Origin of the sequence: Colwellia sp. (assembly GCF_013214175.1) — a bacterium.
Lineage (GTDB): Bacteria > Pseudomonadota > Gammaproteobacteria > Enterobacterales > Alteromonadaceae > Colwellia.
The window spans coordinates 202,642-224,004 of the sequence record NZ_JABSPA010000008.1; the positions used below are offsets into that span (position 1 = coordinate 202,642).

Consider the following 21,363-nt stretch of genomic DNA (forward strand, 5'->3'; position numbering starts at 1 on the left):
TTAGTATTACCACTATAATATAGCTGTTATTTCATGCAAATATTTTGCATTGGTATATGAAGTACCTCTTTCCCTCTTGATAGGATTTAAACGGAGTATTTAATTTCATCATGTATAAGTTTTCTAAGTTAGTCATCAAAAATGCAATATTCGCATTAACATTTATTATAGCAAGTGGCGCTATCGCATTTTTTTTATTAACCGCTTATATAGCTAATAAAACCCAAGAGCACCAACAAACCATACAAACGATTAGTCAACAGTTCGTTAGCGATGCTGAGTCTATTGAAGAAGTTGCCACTAAGTTCGCTGCTATACTAACTGCCAGCACTGATTATCAAACCTTAATTATCAAAAATAATTCCATTACCTTATTTAATTTTCAGAGCAGTCACATTCCACCACACGAATATGTCTTAGCAAAACGAAAAACCGTCTCCGCCGGTAAACTTAATTTGCAAGTTCAATATAAGCTCGCATTCACTGAAATCATTAATTTAATTACCCAATTATTTATCGGCCTTATAGCCTTAGCCACAATTTTTGTTTTGATATCAGCACAGCTTAATTATAAATTACAGTCGGTTATTTTTAGTATCATTAGTAAGCAAATAAGCAACGAGTTAGCGCAAATTAATGACTCTGACTTTATCACTAGTGAACAGAGCAATGAGCAGTTATTGGAGATCCCTGCATTACAAGAAGGTATTGCTGAAATCAGAGCTATGATGACCGAGCAATTCAAGAATACCACCAGTTTAGAAATGGAAGCACACGTTGATAGTTTAACCGGCATTGAGAATCGTAACCGTTTTGTACAATTTTATGAAAAACAAATAGTACAAGAAAGTCCGGTTAAATTTGGTGTTTTGCTTATTACCCGTTGCTCTGAGCTGCAGACAATTAATCAAGTGCATGGCTATAACTCAGGTGACAACTACATAATTAAAGTTGCTGACATAATCAAAAATGCTTTAACTACACTACCTACTGGTAAACTTTTTCGTTTAAATAGTTCCGACTTCGCTACCATATTAATTAACGAAAAGTTAAAAGTGGCGGAAGATTACGCTCGCGAATTAAACATTAAGTTTAATGATTACCAGCAACTTAATGAGTTAGATTCGGTCGCATTCACCGGTTTAGTGTACTTTGATAAGTCCAAGCCTTTAGGTGAATTATTAGCCCTAGCTGACACCGGTGTCAGTGTTGCTCAGACACAAAAATCAAACTCATGGTATTCACAAACTGATATCAATATTTTAACTGATAACAGCGCTAATTTTGGTAGTCAAAATTGGCGACAAGAAATTGATAGCGTTTTAGATGGTGGTCGTATTAACTTGTTAATTCAACCCATTCAGCCAAGTGGTCGTAACAACCGTGTTTATGGTGAAATATTAGCGCGTTTTCTAAATGCTAACGGTGACATGCTACCAACAGCTACTTTTATCGCCATGGCAGAAAAGCTTGATAAAATAATCCAAGTTGACCGGCTGATTATCGAAACAGCAATTAAAGAGATAACCAGCAAAAATATGCTCGATAGTAGCTATGGCATTAATATTAGTGCTCGAAGCATAAATGATGAACATTTTATGATTTGGCTTGAACGTAAGTTACTACGTGAACCGGGCGCTGCGCCTAGGTTAGTATTTGAAATATCTGAGTTAGGATTACAACAAAATATAAAGACGGCTAAGCGCTTAGTAGACATGTTACATCGCGTTGGTTCAAGAGTTACCGTTGAGCGATTTGGTGTTGGCTTAACTTCCTTTAAGTTTTTCAGAGATTTAACCCCTGACTTTATTAAAATGGATAGCTCTTATACCCGAGACATCGATGATGATAAAAACAACCAATATTTCTTACGTTTGATGGTTGATTTAGCCCATAGACTTGGCATTAATGTCCTCGCAGAAAGTGTTGAGAGCCAAGAAGAAAAGCATACTTTAGAAAAATTATTTATTGACGGCTGTCAGGGTTATTACGTTGGCAAGCCAACTCAACTATAATGATTTACAAGCACTACCGAGTTTAAAGCCGAATGTGTCACTAGCATTCGGCTTTTTTATAGATAGACAAATTGTTATTACATCGCAAAGAAAAATGCATAAAGGGTAATACCCCTACTGCTGATGTGTTGTTATATAGGATAAAAACACGGATAATAGCGGTATTATTATAATAAATAACCTAATGACCTTTAAAGTAAATGACTGATTACCTGTTACTTCTCGTTGGCACTGTACTTGTAAATAACTTTGTTTTAGTACAATTCCTTGGCCTATGCCCTTTTATGGGGGTTTCTTCACGTACTGAAACAGCTATTGGCATGTCGTTCGCCACTGTTTTTGTTATGACTTTGGCTTCACTGCTAAGTTATTTAGTGACCACCTACCTGCTTGTCCCCCTTGACCTTGAATACCTGACAACCATGAGTTTTATTTTGGTGATTGCAGTCGTGGTGCAATTTACTGAGATGGTTGTGCATAAAACCAGTGCTAGCCTCTACCGCTTGCTCGGTATTTTCTTACCGCTGATCACAACAAATTGTGCGGTACTGGGTGTTGCTTTACTGAATTTAAGATTACAGCACAGCTTCTTCGAGTCCATTATTTATGGCTTTGGTGCTGCAGTAGGCTTTTCTTTAGTGTTAGTGATGTTTTCTGCCATGCGTGAAAAGTTAGCCAATGCTGATGTGCCAGGGCCGTTTAAAGGTACGGCTATTGCCATGATTACTGCTGGCTTAATGTCATTAGCTTTCCTAGGTTTTACTGGTTTGGTGAAAATTTAGCATGAACATTCTCCTTGCCATTCTTGTGCTGGGTAGCATTGCTGCCGTATTTGGAGCACTCCTGGGTTATGCCTCCGTTCGCTTTAAAGTCGATGCCGATCCAATTGTTGAGCAACTCGATGCCCTGTTGCCACAAACTCAATGTGGTCAATGTGGCTATCCCGGCTGTAAACCCTATGCACAAGCTGTTGCCGATGGCGAAGCCATCAACAAATGTGCCCCTGGCGGTGAAGACACCATTAAGAAAATTGCGGACTTAATGGGGGTTGAAGTTCTGCCCCTTGATGAAAGTCATGTCCATGGTGATGCACCAAAAAGTAATAGACCTAAGGTTGCCTTTGTTATTGAAGAAGACTGTATTGGCTGTACCAAGTGTATTCAAGCCTGCCCTGTTGATGCCATTATTGGCGCAGCAAAACAAATGCATACCATTATCATAGATGAATGTACGGGCTGCGACTTATGTGTTGCTCCCTGCCCAGTAGATTGTATTGAAATGCGTGAATTGCCAGATACTATTAATAATTGGCAATGGGATTTAACCAGTATTCCAGTGAAACAACTGGATTAGGAGAATATGGTGGAATCAGTTATAGCGCGTATCACTCGTGGGCATTTTTGGGATTTTCATGGCGGTATTCATCCTCCTGAGCAAAAAACGCTAACGGCAAGTAAACCTATCAAGCAACTTGCTTTACCGAAACAGTTAATCATTCCATTACAGCAACATATTGGCCGTGAAGGTGATTTGCTGGTAAAAATTGGCGATCAGGTATTAAAAGGCCAAGCGTTAACGTTAAGTAGCAACCCTATGGTGGTACCCATTCATGCACCGACCAGTGGCACTATTAGTGCTATAAAAATGTCGGTAATTGCTCATCCTTCAGGCTTAAGTCAATTATGTATATTTCTTGATGTTGATGGTGAAGATACCTGGCGAAAAAGAGCAGTATGTGCCGATTTAGAGCAATTATCTAACAGTGAAATAATTGAAAAAATTGCCGATGCCGGTATTGCTGGCATGGGCGGCGCAGGGTTTCCAACCCATATCAAAGCGAATACTAAACCTGACATTAACTTTTTAATCATCAATGGCGCCGAATGTGAGCCCTATATCACTGCTGATGACTTGTTAATGATGGAGCAAAGTAACGCTATTGTCGATGGCATAAAAATTCTCGATAAATTGTTATCCCCAGCGTTTATTCTTATTGCCATCGAAGATAACAAACCCAAGGCTATTAAAGCGCTACAACAAGCAACCGTTGACATTGAAAAAATAAAAGTTTGTGTAGTTCCTACTAAGTACCCTACTGGTGGCGAAAAACAACTGATTCAAATTTTAACCGGTCAAGAAGTCGCATCAGGTCGGTTACCCATCCATGCTGGCATCGTTATGCAAAACGTGGCCACTTGTTTTGCTATTAATGAAGCGGTAAGACATGACACGCCGCTTATTCGACGTGTTGTTACAGTCACAGGACAAGCCTTAGCAAAACCTCAAAATGTTTGGGCATTACTCGGTACGCCAATCGAATTCTTGCTTGAGCAATGTGGTGTGCAAGAGATTGAAAATGAAAAACAGCCTGTGATCATGGGCGGTCCTATGATGGGCTTTAGTGCCAACAGTGAGCTAGTACCTATTGTTAAAACCAGTAACTGTATTTTAGTGCCCAGTAAAAAAGAAATGCCCAGTGCCTTTGAAAAAGAAAGTAACGAAGTTGAGTGTATTCGTTGTGGTCAATGTAGTGATGTTTGCCCTAGTCAATTATTACCGCAAGAACTGCAGTGGAGCGCCAAAGCTAAAGATTATTCACAGTTAGAAAAACTGAATTTAAGTGATTGTATTGATTGTGGCGCTTGTGCTTATGTTTGTCCGAGCCAGATCCCTCTGGTGCATTACTACCGTATTGCTAAAGCCGAGATACGTCAACAGCAACAATTAGATTTAAAAGCAGAAAAAGCCAAAGTTCGCTTCGAAGCGCGTAAATTACGCTTAGAAAAAGAAAAAATTGCCCGCCAAGAAAAACATAAAAAAGCGGCAGCAGCACGTAAAGCGGCTATGAATAAAACCAGCCCTGAAGCGACAGGCGCAAAATCTGCGGTCGCTGCTGCACTAGCACGGGTAAAAGCCAAGAAAGCAGCAAAAAGTCAAAGCCAAGCTAGCGCTACCGATGTTAAAAATGACGGACAAAAAAGTAATGAACTGCCAACCGATACGGCTGATGCAGTAGATGACCAAAAATATCAAGTAGCTGCAGCTATTGCTAGAGCCAAAGCCAAGAGACAACTCAAACAAGCAGCGGCTAGCCCCAAGGCTAATAAGGACCTGATTGAAAAATCGGTAGCAGAAAAGCAGAATACGGCTCCGCAATCGACTAGTGATGATAAAAAAGCAAAAATAGCCGCCGCTATTACTAAAGCTAAGGCAAAGAAACTGAGTAAATCAACTGATGCTACTGAAGCAGTCAATACAGATACGTTAAGCGAAGAAGTAAAGGCTGAACAAGCGGTAATTTTAACTGATAAAAAGGCTAAAATTACCGCAGCAATTGCCAAAGCGAAAAGTAAAGCGCTGGCAAAAAAATCAGCTCAACAAGCTCAATTAAAAACTGAAGATGCTGTCGCTGATAAGACCGATGGTATTAACGCTAAGAAAATTAGCACTGATGAAATTATCGCTGACAAAAGTCAAGCAGATCCAATTGAAGCTAGTAGTCCTGTTATAGCGAGCGAGCCCGCTGATTCAACAGATTTAACCAGTTCAGCTAAAGTGGATACAGAGTCGGCTCAATTGCTACAAGATACTTCGGCTGAAAGTCCAAGCGAGACAAAAACGAATGCCGCGGCAGATAAAAAAGCAAAAATTGCTGCCGCCATTTCTAGAGCTAAAGCGAAGAAGAAACGTAAAGAAGCAGACAAGCTTGCCAGCACCGTAAAAAATAATGACCAAGATAGCGTGTAATATATGAATCATAACAAAACAAACTCGAATAAAAACGATCAGCTAAACAACCCGACGAGTCGACATAAATAATGGCATTTTGGATAGCAAGTTCACCACATAACCATAACCAAACGAAAACACCTAATTTAATGCGTTTGGTTATTTACGCCGCTCTGCCCGGCGTTTTGGCGCAATGGTACTTTTTTGGTTGGGGAAATTTAATTCATATTGCCTTAGCTATGGCAACAGCCCTAGTCTGTGAATTCACCGTATTGTCACTGCGTAAAAAACCTATATCACATGAATTATTTGATGGTAGTGCCTTTTTGACCGCGTTATTGCTCGGTATATGTTTACCGGCATTAGCTCCTTGGTGGATATCAGTTATTGGTACAATGTTTGCCATTGTTATTGTTAAGCAGCTTTATGGTGGACTAGGTCATAATCCATTTAACCCCGCCATGGCAGGTTATGTGATGTTATTAGTATCTTTTCCTTTACAAATGACTCTATGGCAGCCGCCGTTAAGTTTAGTGGCGGTTGATTTAAATTTCACCAATACCCTTACTACCATTTTAACCGGCTTTACCCTTGAGGGTTATTCGGTTGAGCAAATACGGACCACAATTGACGGTATCACTATGGCTACGCCCCTTGATACTCTTAAAACAAATACCGGTTTGGGTTTAACCGTACTGGAAAGTATTGAAAGTCCCGTTTTTGGTGACAACTTTGCTTTAGGTTGGGAATGGATAAATGCCGGTTTTTTATTAGGTGGGATTTTTCTTATCTTTAAAAAAGCCATCGCTTGGCAAACACCCGTCAGCTTTTTAATCAGTTTATTTATCTGCTCTTTTATCGGTTACAGCATTAGCCCAGACAGTAGTGCTTCAACTATGTTCCACTGGTTTTCTGGTGCGACCATGTTAGGGGCATTTTTTATTTTAACAGACCCGGTTACCGGCGCTACCAGCACTAAAGGTCGTATTGTCGTTGGTTTACTTGCGGGTTTATTAGTGTATTTAATTCGCACTGCCGGTGGCTATCCTGATGGCATTGCTTTTGCTATTTTGCTTTGTAATATGTCTGCACCTTTAATAGATCAATACACTCGCCCTCGTACTTATGGCCATATTAAGGGAGATAAATAATGTCTGATAAACCTGACTCCACACAAGAAAATTCTGCGCATAATAAAGCTAAAGACAATGACAAAACCGACAAATCAGCATTAAGCATTGCAGTTTCTAAAAATACGAAAATATTGGCGCTGTTTGCCATCGCTTGTACTGTCGCTGTCGGTTTAGTCAATGAACTCACTAAAGATCGGATAAAAAAACAAGAACAGCAACATTTATTAAGAACCTTACATAGTATTATTGAGCCAAGTCGTTATGACAATGATATCGCCAATGACTGTATTATGATGAGTGCCCCTGAGCTGGGCGTAAATGAAGTCCATACTGCCTATATCGCTAGAAAATCCGGAAAAGTCATAGCCGTTGCCATGACCAGTACCGCGCCAAAAGGCTACAATGGCAACATAGATTTTATTATGGCTATCAATAATGACGGCAGTGTCAGTGGTGTTCGTGTACTAAAACACCAAGAAACCCCGGGTTTAGGTGATAAAATTGAACTCAGAAAAAGTGACTGGGTCACCAGTTTTACTGGTAAGAAATTACTTTCAGAAGATGATAGCCGTTGGGCGGTAAGTAAAGATAATGGCATGTTTGATCAATTTACCGGGGCAACTATTACCCCACGTGCCGTCGTTGAAGGTGTAAAGAAAACTCTCAATTACTTTACCAAGAATAAGACCAGTTTATTAACTCGCCCCAACGCTTGTGGCGAAGTACTTATTACCTCGACAGTTACAGATACGCCGCCAACGACAGCTAGTTCGAACCAAAAATCGGACCAAACAGCTAACCAAACAGCTAACCAAACAGCTAACCAAACCGCGAAACCAATAAAGCAAGAGGCTGCTAATGGACAATGATATAGCACCACAAAACAGTAAAGAAGCTGATGTTACTGATAACATTGATGAGCAAGAAGCAGCGGCTGAAAAGTTACAAGCCGCAGCTGATCTGAAAGCCGAATATAAAGAATTAGCCATACAAGGTTTATGGAAAAATAACCCTGGTTTAGTACAACTGCTTGGTTTATGCCCGTTACTTGCGGTAACTTCCACCGTAACGAATGCTATAGGCCTTGGCGTGGCAACTATGCTGGTACTTATTTGTTCCAATGTTACCGTATCAGCAATCCGTCATTGGGTACCTAAAGAAATTCGTATACCTATTTTTGTCTTGATCATTGCCGCCTTTGTCACTTGTGTGCAGTTGCTGATGAATGCCTATACCTTTGGCATTTACCAATCTTTAGGCATATTCCTACCGTTAATTGTTACTAACTGCGCCATTATTGGTCGAGCTGAAGCTTATGCTTCAAAAAATCCAGTTAAACAATCGGCTTTTGATGGCTTAATGATGGGTCTAGGCTTCGCTATTATCTTAATTATATTAGGTATAGTAAGAGAGATATTGGGACAAGGCACACTCTTTGATGGTGCTGAATTACTACTAGGTGACTGGGCCACTGTACTTCGCATTGAAGTGATGCAGCTTGATAGTCAGTTTTTACTGGCGATTCTGCCACCTGGTGCCTTTATCGCCATGGGCTTTTTAATTGCGCTTAAAAATGCCATTGATAACCATATAAAAACTAAAAAAATAGTTGATAAAGACCTAGTTATTGAACGAGTACGGGTAAATTTTGACTCTTAGCTTCCAATTTGCTTAATTTGTCCAATTAAGCAAAAATCGTCAACAAATCAATTAATAGAATAGAGTTGAATATAAAAGAAGAGCAAAGTCATGAATAAAGAAACACGCTTAGAGATGTTAACGCGGCTGCGCGCTAATAATCCAGAGCCAACCACAGAGTTAAATTTTTCTAGCCCATTTGAACTACTTATTGCGGTATTACTGTCAGCGCAAGCCACCGATGTTGGTGTGAATAAAGCTACCGACAAGCTCTACCCTATTGCCAATACACCACAAGCTATTTTAGACCTTGGCCTTGAGGGTTTAAAAGGCTATATCAAAACCATTGGTTTATTTAATACCAAAGCAGCTAACACTATTAAAACCTGTCAAATGTTAGTCGACTTACATGGTGGTGTAGTACCAAAAAGTAGAGCCGCTCTGGAAGCATTACCCGGTGTAGGTCGTAAAACCGCCAATGTGGTGTTAAATACCGCTTTTGGCTGGTTAAAAGATGATGAAGGTAATTACTTTATTGCCGTTGATACTCATATTCAACGACTCGCTAACCGCACTGGTTACGCTAAAGGAAAAACCGTAGAAGAGACCGAAAAAAACATCATTAAACATACCCCGAGAAAAACAGAGTTCTTTTTTAATTTACACCATTGGTTCATTCTTCATGGCCGCTATACTTGTGTTGCGCGTAAACCTAAATGTGGCTCATGTATTATTGAAGACTTGTGTGATTTTAAAGAAAAAACTGAATAGACAGCGTTTTTTTGATACGTATACTGTGTTATCGCACATTCATGTAGCAAGCTACACGTCATTCGCTCTGCCTTGCCTACATTTCAAACGAACTGCTGTAAAAATAATATCGAAAGATCAATAGACCCAGATACTCAGTCAGCCTTATTTAGGCTTAGCTTTTCATAGTGCTCAGCTAATATTTTATGAAAGCGTTGCACAAACACTTCTTGCTTCAAGATCTGCGCATGCTGTGCTTCAAAGCCATAGGTTTTAGTGGCTTCATCTTGTAATGACAAAGAAAGTTGGCTGCTCATTGGTACAACACCATCGCCCTCTTCTCCTGGTAAGTAGGAGAAAACCAAATGATAGGCAGTATCATCAGGCATACGCCAACGGTGAACTCTTCGAATATAATCACTGTCTGTGGCTAAATCACGACATGACGCGATAATAATAGGAGATGAATCCACTCCTGACCTGGCACTATCCATACCGTATAAAGGGCTATTAATTGTCATATACAAGGAAACATTAAACTTGGCTTGCTCTTGTTGATGCTTCATCAAAAATGAGCGAGACATTAACCCGCCCATGCTATGAGTAATCAAATGAATATCGACAAAGTCATACTCTGTCTTCATTTGCTTTAGTGAACTTAGAAAATAGTCACTCACCAAGTCTAATTGAATGCCGCTAGGGTAATAGAGTACCCATGGCTGATATCTATCACGGTCGAGTGTTTGAATTATTTGATTAAATTCGGTTGGATTACCTAATGCACCATGAACAAAAATTACGAGTGTTTTATCTAGCTCATATGCTTGTAACATGAATAAGCCGCCGCCAAATTTATCGAGAAAAGTTAGTGGCTGCCATAAACCGAGGGAAGAATTTTCTTGGGCGAACATTTTATCAGTTAATGAGACAACCTTACCTATATTGGCCTTAACCTTAGGCAGCCTTATTTTTATATTGTCAGTGCCATTAGGATTAACCGCTTTATCTACACTAAAACTATCAACAATGTAGTGCTGGTCGGCAACAAGGTGAATGTTTTGAAAGATGTTAGTACCTTGACTATAAAAGACCAACTTTTCACTTTTATCTCTTAGCTGATTTTTATTTTCATCAATGTAAGCACCAACAATATAATTGCCGGGCAATAAATCAAACTCATAATGCTTGCTGTTATCCAGTATGGTTTGATTTAAGACTTCTAAATGTGTGTCATATTGCTTGAGCAGCACCACATAAACTGGTTTTTTAACGCCACTGGTCTCAATAGTCCCTGAGATAGAAGCAATGTCTTCTAACTGCTCTGATTGCTTTTCTAACTCAAGCAGAGTACAAGCAGAGATAGCAAATAAACAAACGAGTATTTGCAAGGCGTGCCTTATTGTTAACATATTTCGTCCTTAAATTTATTTAAAAGCAGCCCTTCACTCACTAGAATATTTATTAATTCAGTGAGGTCTTAATATTTTTTAAAAATCAATGAGGTATTAATACCGCCAAAAGCAAAGTTGTTAGTCATAATGTAATCTGTGTTTCTGCTTAGGCCTTCACCTTGGATATAGTTTAAATCGCCACATTGAGGGTCAATATCTGTCAAATTGGCTGTTGGTGCAAACCAGTTATCATTCATCATATTAATACTTGCCCAAGCTTCAATGCTGCCACAAGCACCCAAGGTATGACCCAGGTAGCTTTTAAGAGAGCTTATCGCGGTATCTTTACCTAGCGCTTTTTCTGTCGCCTGAGTTTCAGCAATATCACCTTTTTCTGTTGCCGTGCCATGGCCATTAACATAACCAATGTCACTTGCTTGTATGGCGGCATCTTTTAGTGCCATTTCCATAGCAATTTGCATAGTTTCAGCTGACGGCTGAGTTACATGCTGACCATCTGAGTTAGTACCAAAACCAACGAGTTCTGCAAAAATTGTCGCGCCGCGCGCTTTTGCAGATTCATAACTCTCCAGAATAAAGCTACAAGCCCCCTCACCAATCACTAAACCATCACGCTGGACATCATAAGGTTTAGGGTTGTTTTTCGGTTTGTCATTCTGTGTACTGGTTGCAAATAAGGTATCAAAGACTGCCGCTATAGTGACACAAAGCTCTTCTGCGCCGCCAGCGATCATCGCGGTTTGTTTACCGTATTTAATCGCTTCGTAGGCATAACCTAATGCTTGCGAGCCAGACGTACAAGCAGAACTCGTTGTATATACACGCCCTTTAACACCAAAAAACACACCTACATTGACTGCTGTGGTATGTGCCATCATTTTGATATAACTGGTCGAGGTTATGCCGTTCATACTTTTTTCACTGAGCAAATTAGCAAAATCAACAAATGGTGCGGTAGAGCCAGTGCTTGAGCCGTATGCTATGCCCATATCACCGTTAGTTAATAACTCACTTTCTAACAAGCCTGCTTGTTGTAATGCCTGCTCAGTAGCAGTGGTTGCCATCAAGGAGACTCGGCCCATAGAGCGGCATTGTTTTCGGGTATAATGTTTAGGTTTTTTAAAATCAACAATAGGCGCAGCTAAGCGCGTATTAAGATCATCATAACCATCCCACAAGGTATGATATTGAACGGCATTTTCACCTTTTTTCAGCTTAGCTGAGAAGTCCTGCCAGTTATCGCCTAAGGCAGTAATTGCTGACATTCCGGTAACGACAACACGATGCATTAACTTAACCCTCCATCAACGCTTATGACTTGGCGAGTGATGTAGTTGGCCCCTGACGAAAATAAAAAATTTACTGTCGCTGCTACTTCAAAATCACTACCTGCTCTGCGCATCGGCACTAATTGCTTGATCATATCGTCAGGCATATCCTCGGTCATTTCTGTTTTAATAATACCTGGCGCAACACAATTGACTGTAATTTTACGTTTCGCTAGCTCTAACGCTAAGGCTTTTACCGCACCAATTAAGCCTGCTTTTGAAGCACTATAATTAACTTGGCCGCGATTACCTAAAATACCCGACACCGAAGAAATAGCGACGATACGGCCACCTTTTCTCAGCTGGATCATTGGCATAATTAGCGGGTGAACCACATGATAAAAGCCATCTAAATTAGTGTGAATCACTTTATGCCATTCATCACTCGTCATGGAAGGGAAAGCATTATCACTATGTACACCAGCATTACAAACAACACCATAATAAGCACCAAACTCTGCAATATCGCTGGTTAAAACCTGCCTACTTTGCTCTTCATTGGCAATATCAAACTGGACAATGCGGCTATTACCGTCACTCTGGTGCAGATTCACTTGGGTTAAGGTTTCTTGTGCACCTTTGATATCGCTATTATAATGAACGACGATATCAAAACCACTCTTTGCTAACTCAATAGCTATAGCTTTACCAATGCCCTTACTAGAGCCTGTTACTAACACTGTATTATTCATTTATATTTCCTGTCACTTACTTAGCTATTCTGCCTATGATTCAGTTAAGTATGTCCGCTTAATATTTAGCTGACACTCTTAGCTGACATAGTCCGCAGCATTGTCTGGCTGATATACATTGATTTTTGCTCGCGCTAAAATAATTTCTTGCTGGTGTTTTGCAACAATGGTGCAATCAAAAACGGATAAACCCGCAGCATCTGCCAATAGTCGTGTAGCGGTTACCTGTAAGGTTTCACCGCAGGTAAAAAAGCTACAATTAGGTTTATATTTACGAGTACCTAATAAAAAACCAAGTCTGATGTCGCCACCGCGAGCGAGTTCATTTGCACCCGCCTGAGCAGCAATACACTGCGCCATATATTCAATACCAATATAACTCGGTACGCCGCGTCGCTCTGCTTGATAAAACTCACTTTCTTCATTGATATTTACCAATACACAAGCACTGCTTTCATCAAACGAAATTAATTGATCGACTAAACGCATCGGTTTTCTATGTTTTATTACTGCTTCAATATCATACATAATTTTAATAAAAGCCTTTAATTCGCTTTCTCAACGGATAAAATCAAACTGGCATTATTGCCGCCAAAAGCATAAGAATTAGACATGCAGTGTCGAAGTATTTTATTTGTCGGGCTCTTTCCAGTGATTAAATTTATCGGCGCAATATTTGTATCTAAATCGCCAATAATTTCCATGACTGGATAGTGATTATCTTTGTTAAGATCACTTAATAATAACCAGCATAAACCCGCTTCAATAGCGCCAGCAGCACCTAAACAATGACCATGTAAGTGTTTGCTGGCAGTGGAAGGTATTGTAGGTGTAACATTATCAAATACCTTCGCCACCGCCTTAGCTTCCATGGCATCATTTTGTACCGTGCCTGTGCCATGTAAATTAATATAGCTAATATCACTTGCTGATAAACTAGCACTTTCTAGGGCTGCTAACATGGCTTTACTTGCCCCGTCGCCATCTGGATGTGGCGCTGAAATATGGTGAGCGTCACTGGTTTCACCAAAGCCCGTCAGAGCGATATCATCTGCTGACTGACTCATAACAAATAATGCCGCACCTTCACCAATATTAATGCCACAGCGCTGAGCTTGAAATGGCAACGTATGAGATGCAGAAATAGACGCTAGCGCATTAAAACCATTGATGGTCATTTTGCATAAACTATCAACGCCACCAGCGATAACAATATCGGCTAAGCCATTTTCTAACAAACGTTGGCCGCTTATTAAGGCCTTAGCACTTGAGGTACATGCCGTTGAAATACCATAAACACTGGCATTGGCCTTTGCTAACTTAGCAATAAATTCAGCGGTGGCGCCCATCTCTTGCATGGCATAGTGATAATTTTTATCATGTTCTCCGCTAGCTAAATATTGCTGCATTGATTGTTCGCCACTGGCGATACCTGAGGTGCTAGTGCCAATAACAACAGCAATATTAAGTGATCGCTTTTTTTCATCACCAAGCGTTACTATTAATTGTTTTAGCTTTACTGAGATCTGTTCAAAGGCAAGAAAAGCTAACTGGTTATTACGACTATTTTGGTAATCACCAAATACAGTCAAATCAGGTAATTTAGCGTCCACTTTGCCAATAACGGTGTTAATGCCAAAGCTACTATCGGCTTTCATAAAGCCTTGCTCACCGGCAAGAAAATTAGTTAACACGGTTTTCTTATCTGTACCCAGTGCACAGACTAAGCCAAGCTCATTCAAATAAATGCTCACGGGGTGATCTCCACGTTATCAGCGGTTAGTTCATTCACTGAGCCATTTCTATCTGATTTTTCATTTAACTTTGTTTCTGACAGAGACCAGCGGTCTAACTCTTTTATCTCAATTGAATAGCCAGCTTTAACATTCACTAATTGGCTAATATTATCCTGCTGTTTAATTTGATAAATAACGTCATTATTTGAGCTTATCTCGCGATAGTTAACACTTAGCACTTTCAGTGTTCCCTGCTCTAAACCTTGTGTAACATCACTGCTAGGCCAGAGCACTAATTGCAACTCCGCCAGCACTCTTAAGGGGTCAATGGCAATTTTTTTATCATAAACCAGTGTGCCCAATTCGGTATGCCAATCAAGGCTAAACAGTGATAGTCCTTCAATGGTAAAACCCGAAACGAGTAGACGAGATGATGTCATCTCAACTTGAATCATAAACTGGCTTTCTTTACCCTGCTGCTTAAGTGTAAATACTGCTTGTATGCCCGTATTAACCAACGTCTCAGGTATAGGTTGCAATATATAAGCAATATCATCATCAAGGTTCACTCGATGAACATTATCCATGTGCATAGCACAGCCACTGACCATAAGAGCAGCACAGACCAGTAAAATGTATTGATTAACTTTAGCGAATAATTTTTTACTTACTTGCATGGTTATTTTGCCGCTTTACTGCACACTAATAAACTATGGCCTAAACCAATATTATCAATTTGTTGTTCTATTATTAAACCGCTCGCTGTAACTAAAGCCTTGAACTTATCTGCGGCATACATACGACTATTGCCGTTAGCAAAACAGGTGAAATACAGTGAGGTGGCATTTAAGCTAAAAGCTGCGGCATCAAATTTTTGTGCATCCCAAAAAGTTTCTAAAATTAACACCTTTTGTCCAGCTGAAATACCCTTAGCAATATTCGATAAAATCACTTGAATTTGCGGCTCAGAGAAACAATCTAAAAATTGACTCATCCAATAAACATCAGCATCCGCAGCTAATACTTGGTTTGGGTCTAACATATCACAAGGAAATGCATGGAAACGCTCACTTAACCCGGCTTGGTCAATATTTTGTTGTGCTTTGGCCAACTGCGGCGGTAAGTCCATAATGGTTACCTGCACTTCACTATCATGCTGTAAACACTTAGTCGAAAAACGTCCGGTATTACCACCAATATCAACAATATGTTTCGGTTTGCTAGCAAAAACCAATGGCAATATTTCATCAAAAGCATGGTCAGAATAAAAATGATCAAAGGCAAACCAACTCGCTCTTGTTTTGTCCGGCAGCTCGGGTAAATGTGGATATAATGTTGGCCAATCACCAAACATTTTTAAGCCCTCTGGTTTACCGGTTTTAATTGACTCAGTAAGGTTAGCTAACCCCTGATAAGCAAAGTGTTGGGTGAAATCAAAGTTCACCACCGACATTTCATCATGTAAAAGAAAAAACGCAACTTTGGTTATACGGTAACGTGATAAGCCCTTAGGCTCATTCTCTTCATGAGTAACGGTAATTAAGCCACAAGTTAAGGCAAAGTCTAATAAAACACTCACACCGTATTCACTGACTTTTACTGCGTCAACAATGTCATTTAACAAAACACCTTTACGTCTATTTTTATCGATAAACTGTAGGATACCTAAATCTTTCAATGCGGCTGTTGCTTGAAAAATATAAGGTGAAAAGGCGATATGTTGCGCCATAGACTTAGCGGCAACAGCAGAGAGTTCGCCTTGTTCAGGTAATTGGATCATATTTTTACTTCCGTTTAGTATGGCGTATTCAGATAAGCGCCATTAAAATTTATTATTATCTTGTTTATTACATTACTTATTAGCTAAGCTATTGTTTAATTTAATTTTTAGCTTTCTTATTAGTGAACGTTAATGGTGTTAAGTGACTTAACAGCCAAGCTAAGCAAATACCGATTAATAAGGTTAAGCCAAAGCTACTCACCGCAGGTGTAGTGCTAAAAGACATTACGCCAAAGGTTAGCGCTGATGAAAGCGCGGAAAGACTAATGGTGTGACTAATGATTTTTGTCACACCATGACTTCTAAAAAACACCACATAATCAATGGCTAAGGTAATAATCAGTAAACAAGCCAATACATTAAAAATATTTAAACTCGGTTGGAAAAGTTGACTAAAGACCAGTGCCAGCCCAGCAGATACTGTCGGTACGAGCAACATAATGAAGGCACTCCGTAGACCAAAATAAAGACTTAAAATGACTAATATCACTAACATTGCCGGTAAGGCAAGCTGTAAAACATTTGTCCTCACCTCTGCTAACTGCTGTGACAGCGCAAGGGGTAAATTGACATAACTGGCATTTTCAAAGGTGCTGATAAACTGCATTTGCATGTCGGAAACCGGCGCACTCAATAATAAAGCTGTCCAATATTTCCCCGCTACTTCTTTAATATCTAGGCCCATATTTTGTGCAATAAAGCTTGGCATTGTTGCTATGGGTTTTGCTTGGCTAATTAACGATGCTATCGCGCTTTCATCGAAATAAGGCGCAATAGTCTGATAGTTATTTAATCGCCAATTCGCGGTGACTAAGTCAATATTATTTTGCTGTGCGGATTTAGAAAGTTGCCAATCGGCAATGCTTTTTAATACCGTTCCCTGCCCTCGTAGACCTTTAGTAAGTCGCTGGGCATCTGCAAGTAGCTCATCTTGACTATTCGCTTTAATCAGTACCATATAAGGATAAACACTCTCTCCCGTTAACCTGGCGACCTTTTGCTCTTCTTGTACTAACAACGTTGATTTAGTATTTAAATTACCAATGTGATCATCAAAATTTAACCCCGAAATGCTAATGGCAAAAATAACCATGGCGATAACGAGGTAGGCAAAATTTTGTTTAGGTAATACCGCAAAGGAAGTACCGCGACTTTTAAATGTAATGCTAGGTAATAACAGTAAGGCACTCAAATAAGCGCCAACCAAACCAAAACCAACAAAAACCACCACTTGGTGTAATAAAGTAATCGGTGTGGTAAAAAACAAACTGTAGCCGGCAATGGTTGAAACCAAGGCAATGGTAAGTGGCAGAAAGACTTTCCGGCGAATACTCTCTGCTGATGCTTGTGTCTGTTGGCGCAAAACCAAAACATGAAAACCGTAATCAACGGCAATACCCAAGATACTGACCGCAAAGACAAAAGCCAGTAAATGTATGGTTTCAAACCATAAGGTTAAGGCAACTATGCCCACCAACAGTGCACTACCGATAACAGCTAAGCAAGCAAGTAACGGTGTGATAGCCCGAAAGGCCAAAAGAATAATTAAGATAACACCAAGCAGAGAAAATAGACCAAAGCTGCTAATTTCAAACTGCGCCTGCAAGCTTGCTGCGGCTGAGTGCAAAATCATGCCTGTCATTAATACTTCACTAGCACTTTTATTCTCGGTAGCAAAGTGTGTATAGCTCGCTTTGATGTTTTGTAACTCTTGATAAATATCAACTGAATCACGAATATTGGTAAACTCTGCCTTGATGCTGATAAAAATAGGGATGTAGTTTTTATCATCGCCCTTAAGCATAAATTCTTGTTGGTTAAACTGCCAATGACTGTTTCCTTGAGTACTTATAGATAAGCGCTCTTTTATGAATGAAGCCAAGGTTAAGGTGGCATCTTTTTCTAAAGACTGGCTAACAATGGGATCAGCCCATTGATTCAGCAAGGAAAAATATTGCGCAGAAATAGCGTCTGTTTGTTTGTCTGTTAACGCGGAAGTCAGTATTGCTTTTTGTTTGTCGGCTAAATAGCTAAATGGTGATGCGCCATAATAGGAAACAAGTTGTTGTAACTGTTTAGAATTAAGTGGGTTGCTATAGACATTTTCTAGCCAAGGCTGGTGTTGTAAACGTGCTCTTATTTCGCTCGCCATAGCTACTGCTTGTTCAAGCTGTTGATGACTGACCAGTATTAATAATTTATTTTGATAATTCTGCCCAAGGCTGATGGCTGCTTGATGTTTTGGGGTGTTTATTTCCAGGGTAGCCAGCAGACCAGCATGATATTGTTGCTCTGATTTATTGAATTTAAGCAATAAAATAGCACTACAAACTAGGACCATTAACAGCCATAACACTAAATATGATCTCTCAGTTAAGCCCTTAGCAGAACCCTGATTCAAACCCTTAGTCAAAATAAGCTAACTCCTTGGCGCTTATTGACTCACTTGATAACTGCAAGTTAATTTCAGTGTTATTACCGTTAGCTTCAATCAGCTCTATTTTACTCGGCATTCTTTTCGGCACAGCTTTCGGCTCTACGCTAGAGATTCTGCCGCCATTATTGTCTTCACTCATGCAAAGATTAATGGTTTTAAACAAGCTTTGCATAGTCTCACTCAGGGGTGTTAACGCCAGACAAAGTGAGTGTCCATCAGCAGCATTATTTGGCAATGATTCAATGATAAAAAATCGTGTTAATTTTTCTTGATCAGCGGAAAATAAGGCCAAGAAAAACTCATTATCAAGTTGTGCCTCTTTTACCAAAACACCTTGTCCATTAACTTTATAAACACCGTCATTAGCAAACAACTTTATTGAGTCAATCGGCTTTTGTGTATGCCAAAGTAGGCCTTTATTAGGCCAGTAAACAAAACTGCCCTGTGACTTAAAAGGACGTTTTAACGGTTTTATATTTTTACTTTGTGAAAAAAAACCTTTTACTGGCTGTAAAGCATCGGCCTTTTCCATAACAATATTCGCCGCTGAAGCCGTATTTGCTGATGAGGTAAAAAGTGTGGCTAGTATTAACGTTAGCATTACAGTTAACGTTGTCATTGACGTTAAGGCTGATGTTAGTGCTGGCATTAGCTTTAATAGTAAAGTATTTGGTGTAGTCACTTTTTTCACCTTGGCAAAATTCATCATTACTTATCTCGTGGCGCTGCTAATATGGGCAGCTAAGAAAGGCTGTAATTTTTCAATTAAAATCGCCGGCGACTCAAATTGCAACTCATTAGTGTCCATCGAAACCGCCGCTTGTATGGTATAACCTTTGGTTAACTTTGCGCCGCTATTTTTATCGGTGATCAAATAATTAATTTTGATTCTGTTTTCATACTCAACCAAAGTCGCCGTAACCGTTATCATTTGAGTAAACTTAGCTGAGCCGACGTACTTTAACCTCATATCGACAATAGGCCACATATAACCCGAGGCTTGCATATCTAGATAGTCGTAATTAAATAAACGTAATAATTGACAGCGAGCCACCTCAAAATAGCGTGGATAATTACCATGCCAAACCACGTTCATCGGATCACAATCATGAAACGGAATTTCAATATCAACAGCGGTAGTTACATACTCTTGTTTACTCATAAAGTGACCATCTCTGCTCTTGGATATATGACACCGTCGCTCTTAAAACACCTTCAAGTGGTCTATCTTCAGTCACTAATTCAAAAAACTCACCAATATCCGTCAACATTTCTGCAATCGGTGCCGCTAGCGTATCACGATCTAATTCATTTTGTTGAATGCGTAAAGTAACCGCTTGATAACTAGATAAAAGTGTCGCTGCCACTACTTGCTCGGTAAGCTGTAGAATCCGTAAACAATCTCGCGCCGCAATAGTGCCCATACTGACTTTATCTTGATTATGACATTCTGTTGAACGGGAAAACACACTGGCTGGCATGGTCAGTTTTAACGCCTCAGCAGTCCAGGCTGAAGCACCTATTTGTACCGCTTTAAAACCATGGTTAATGGCAAGTCGCTCTGGTCCCGCCGCCGATAGATTCGGCGGTAGACCATTGTTGTATTTTACATCCACTAAACTGGCCATTTGCCTATCAAGTAAATCAGCGATATTGGCAACAGCGGTTTTCATACTGTCCATCGCCATCGCAATATGGCCACCGTAAAAATGACCACCATGTAAAACGTGTTCACCAATGCCATCAATTATTGGGTTGTCATTAGCGCTGTTCAATTCATTTTCTATAAACTGTCTCAGCCAAGGTAATGAGTCCGCCAGCACACCAATAACGTGCGGTGCACAACGAATTGAGTACCTGTCTTGTAACCTATGTGAATTGCGTGGATGCTCATGATGATTTAAGTCATGTTGTATCCATGAGGCTACATCTGCTTGACCAGGATGAGGTTTAACCGAGAACAATATGTCATCAAAGTGATTACTGTTGCCCTTTAACGCTAAACTGCTCAAGGCCGTGATCCTAGCACTCAATTTTGTTAAATAAGCTGCTCTATCAAAAGCTTGGCATGCTAATGCTGTCATTACCGCCGTACCATTCATTATCGCTAAACCTTCTTTAGGGCGTAGGGTAATTGCATTAAGCTTTTCGTTAGCTAACGCCACTTTGGCCGAAACTTTTTTACCTTGGTAATACACATCACGCTCACCACAAAGGGCAGCTGCAACATAAGATAGTGGTGTTAAATCACCACTGGCACCAACCGAACCTTCTTCAGGAATAACCGGAATAATATTGTTATTTAAAAACGCAGTAAATTGTTTTAACAACGCCCAACTAACACCTGAGTAACCACGACTCAATGACGCTAATCGAGTGGCTAAGATTGCTCTGCCCTGCTCTGGAGAAAAATAATCACCTAAGCCACAGCCATGAAAACGGGTTAAATGCAGTGGTAATTCATTGGCTAATTCTGGCGGAATTTCCACTGTACATGATTCACCATAACCGGTTGTTACACCATAAATCACGCCATCTTCTTTTAATAACGCATCTAAAAAAGCAACACCGGCATCTATCTTTTGGGTAAAGCCACTGTCATTTGACAGCGCCACTTTTTTTTCATTTTTAGCTATAGCAACTATATCTTCAATGGTTAATGCTGCTGCGCCAAAAACTGTGGTGTTATTTTCTTCTAACATATCGGTATCCT

General features: G+C 39.9%; 18 protein-coding genes and 1 pseudogene. 8 read left to right on the forward strand and 11 right to left on the reverse strand.

The genetic code is table 11. The features are described 5' to 3' along the window. The first annotated feature begins 110 nt into the window (after positions 1-110). The 8 genes and pseudogenes from HRT55_RS17720 to nth all read left to right on the forward strand — a co-directional run bounded on the left by HRT55_RS17720 (position 111) and on the right by nth (position 9,286). Complete coding sequence (locus HRT55_RS17720; RefSeq protein ID WP_291623343.1) at positions 111-2,015, forward strand: EAL domain-containing protein; 1,905 nt, start codon at positions 111-113, stop codon at positions 2,013-2,015. A gap of 200 nt (positions 2,016-2,215) precedes the next feature. Continuing rightward, positions 2,216-2,797, forward strand: coding sequence for an electron transport complex subunit RsxA (rsxA, locus tag HRT55_RS17725; RefSeq protein WP_291616225.1), 582 nt, complete (start codon positions 2,216-2,218; stop codon positions 2,795-2,797). Between the two features lies 1 nt (position 2,798). Next, the gene (rsxB, locus tag HRT55_RS17730) at positions 2,799-3,368 is read left to right on the forward strand and encodes an electron transport complex subunit RsxB (protein ID WP_291623345.1); all 570 of its coding nucleotides are present in this window, start codon (positions 2,799-2,801) and stop codon (positions 3,366-3,368) included. Positions 3,369-3,374: 6 nt separating this feature from the next. After that, positions 3,375-5,762 carry an electron transport complex subunit RsxC gene (rsxC, locus tag HRT55_RS17735; protein ID WP_291623347.1) on the forward strand — a complete coding sequence of 796 codons (2,388 nt, stop codon included), beginning with the start codon at positions 3,375-3,377 and terminating at the stop codon, positions 5,760-5,762. Positions 5,763-5,833: 71 nt separating this feature from the next. Next, entirely contained in the window at positions 5,834-6,895 is a 1,062-nt protein-coding gene (gene rsxD, locus HRT55_RS17740; protein ID WP_291623349.1) for an electron transport complex subunit RsxD, read from the forward strand. Beyond that, positions 6,895-7,584 (forward strand): annotated as a pseudogene (rsxG, locus tag HRT55_RS17745) (electron transport complex subunit RsxG); the annotation flags it as partial. The gene rsxD and the pseudogene rsxG, both read left to right, overlap by 1 nt. A gap of 151 nt (positions 7,585-7,735) precedes the next feature. After that, entirely contained in the window at positions 7,736-8,536 is an 801-nt protein-coding gene (locus HRT55_RS17750) for an electron transport complex subunit E (RefSeq protein WP_291623351.1), read from the forward strand. A gap of 90 nt (positions 8,537-8,626) precedes the next feature. After that, positions 8,627-9,286 carry an endonuclease III gene (gene nth / locus HRT55_RS17755; RefSeq protein WP_291623353.1) on the forward strand — a complete coding sequence of 220 codons (660 nt, stop codon included), beginning with the start codon at positions 8,627-8,629 and terminating at the stop codon, positions 9,284-9,286. A 134-nt stretch (positions 9,287-9,420) separates the two neighbouring features. On the opposite strand, the gene HRT55_RS17760 is transcribed toward nth, so the two are convergent. From HRT55_RS17760 to hutH, 11 genes are all read right to left on the reverse strand, one after another. Beyond that, a complete protein-coding gene (locus HRT55_RS17760) occupies positions 9,421-10,674 on the reverse strand; it encodes an alpha/beta hydrolase (RefSeq protein ID WP_291623355.1) in 1,254 nt (417 codons plus the stop codon). A 68-nt stretch (positions 10,675-10,742) separates the two neighbouring features. Beyond that, a complete protein-coding gene (locus HRT55_RS17765) occupies positions 10,743-11,966 on the reverse strand; it encodes a beta-ketoacyl-ACP synthase (protein ID WP_291623357.1) in 1,224 nt (407 codons plus the stop codon). After that, the gene (fabG, locus tag HRT55_RS17770; protein WP_291623359.1) at positions 11,966-12,697 is read right to left on the reverse strand and encodes a 3-oxoacyl-ACP reductase FabG; all 732 of its coding nucleotides are present in this window, start codon (positions 12,695-12,697) and stop codon (positions 11,966-11,968) included. Before fabG ends, HRT55_RS17765 begins: the two co-directional genes overlap by 1 nt. Positions 12,698-12,775: 78 nt before the next feature. Next, positions 12,776-13,225 (reverse strand): hypothetical protein, encoded by a 450-nt coding sequence (locus HRT55_RS17775; protein WP_291623361.1) that lies wholly within the window; start codon positions 13,223-13,225, stop codon positions 12,776-12,778. A gap of 17 nt (positions 13,226-13,242) precedes the next feature. Then, positions 13,243-14,451 (reverse strand): beta-ketoacyl-ACP synthase, encoded by a 1,209-nt coding sequence (locus HRT55_RS17780; protein WP_291623363.1) that lies wholly within the window; start codon positions 14,449-14,451, stop codon positions 13,243-13,245. Then, positions 14,448-15,110, reverse strand: coding sequence for a DUF3261 domain-containing protein (locus tag HRT55_RS17785; protein WP_291623365.1), 663 nt, complete (start codon positions 15,108-15,110; stop codon positions 14,448-14,450). Before HRT55_RS17785 ends, HRT55_RS17780 begins: the two co-directional genes overlap by 4 nt. 2 nt (positions 15,111-15,112) lie before the next feature. Further along, complete coding sequence (locus HRT55_RS17790; protein ID WP_291623367.1) at positions 15,113-16,213, reverse strand: methyltransferase; 1,101 nt, start codon at positions 16,211-16,213, stop codon at positions 15,113-15,115. A gap of 100 nt (positions 16,214-16,313) precedes the next feature. Further along, a complete protein-coding gene (locus HRT55_RS17795; RefSeq protein WP_291623369.1) occupies positions 16,314-18,626 on the reverse strand; it encodes a hypothetical protein in 2,313 nt (770 codons plus the stop codon). Next, positions 18,619-19,359, reverse strand: a complete 741-nt coding sequence (locus HRT55_RS17800; RefSeq protein WP_291623371.1) for an outer membrane lipoprotein carrier protein LolA — start codon at positions 19,357-19,359, stop codon at positions 18,619-18,621. Before HRT55_RS17800 ends, HRT55_RS17795 begins: the two co-directional genes overlap by 8 nt. A gap of 3 nt (positions 19,360-19,362) precedes the next feature. After that, positions 19,363-19,812 carry a thioesterase family protein gene (locus tag HRT55_RS17805; protein WP_291623373.1) on the reverse strand — a complete coding sequence of 150 codons (450 nt, stop codon included), beginning with the start codon at positions 19,810-19,812 and terminating at the stop codon, positions 19,363-19,365. After that, positions 19,805-21,352: a histidine ammonia-lyase gene (hutH, locus tag HRT55_RS17810; RefSeq protein WP_291623375.1), complete on the reverse strand. Its 1,548-nt coding sequence runs from the start codon at positions 21,350-21,352 to the stop codon at positions 19,805-19,807. The genes HRT55_RS17805 and hutH overlap by 8 nt, the downstream gene beginning before the upstream one ends. Positions 21,353-21,363: the final 11 nt, after the last annotated feature.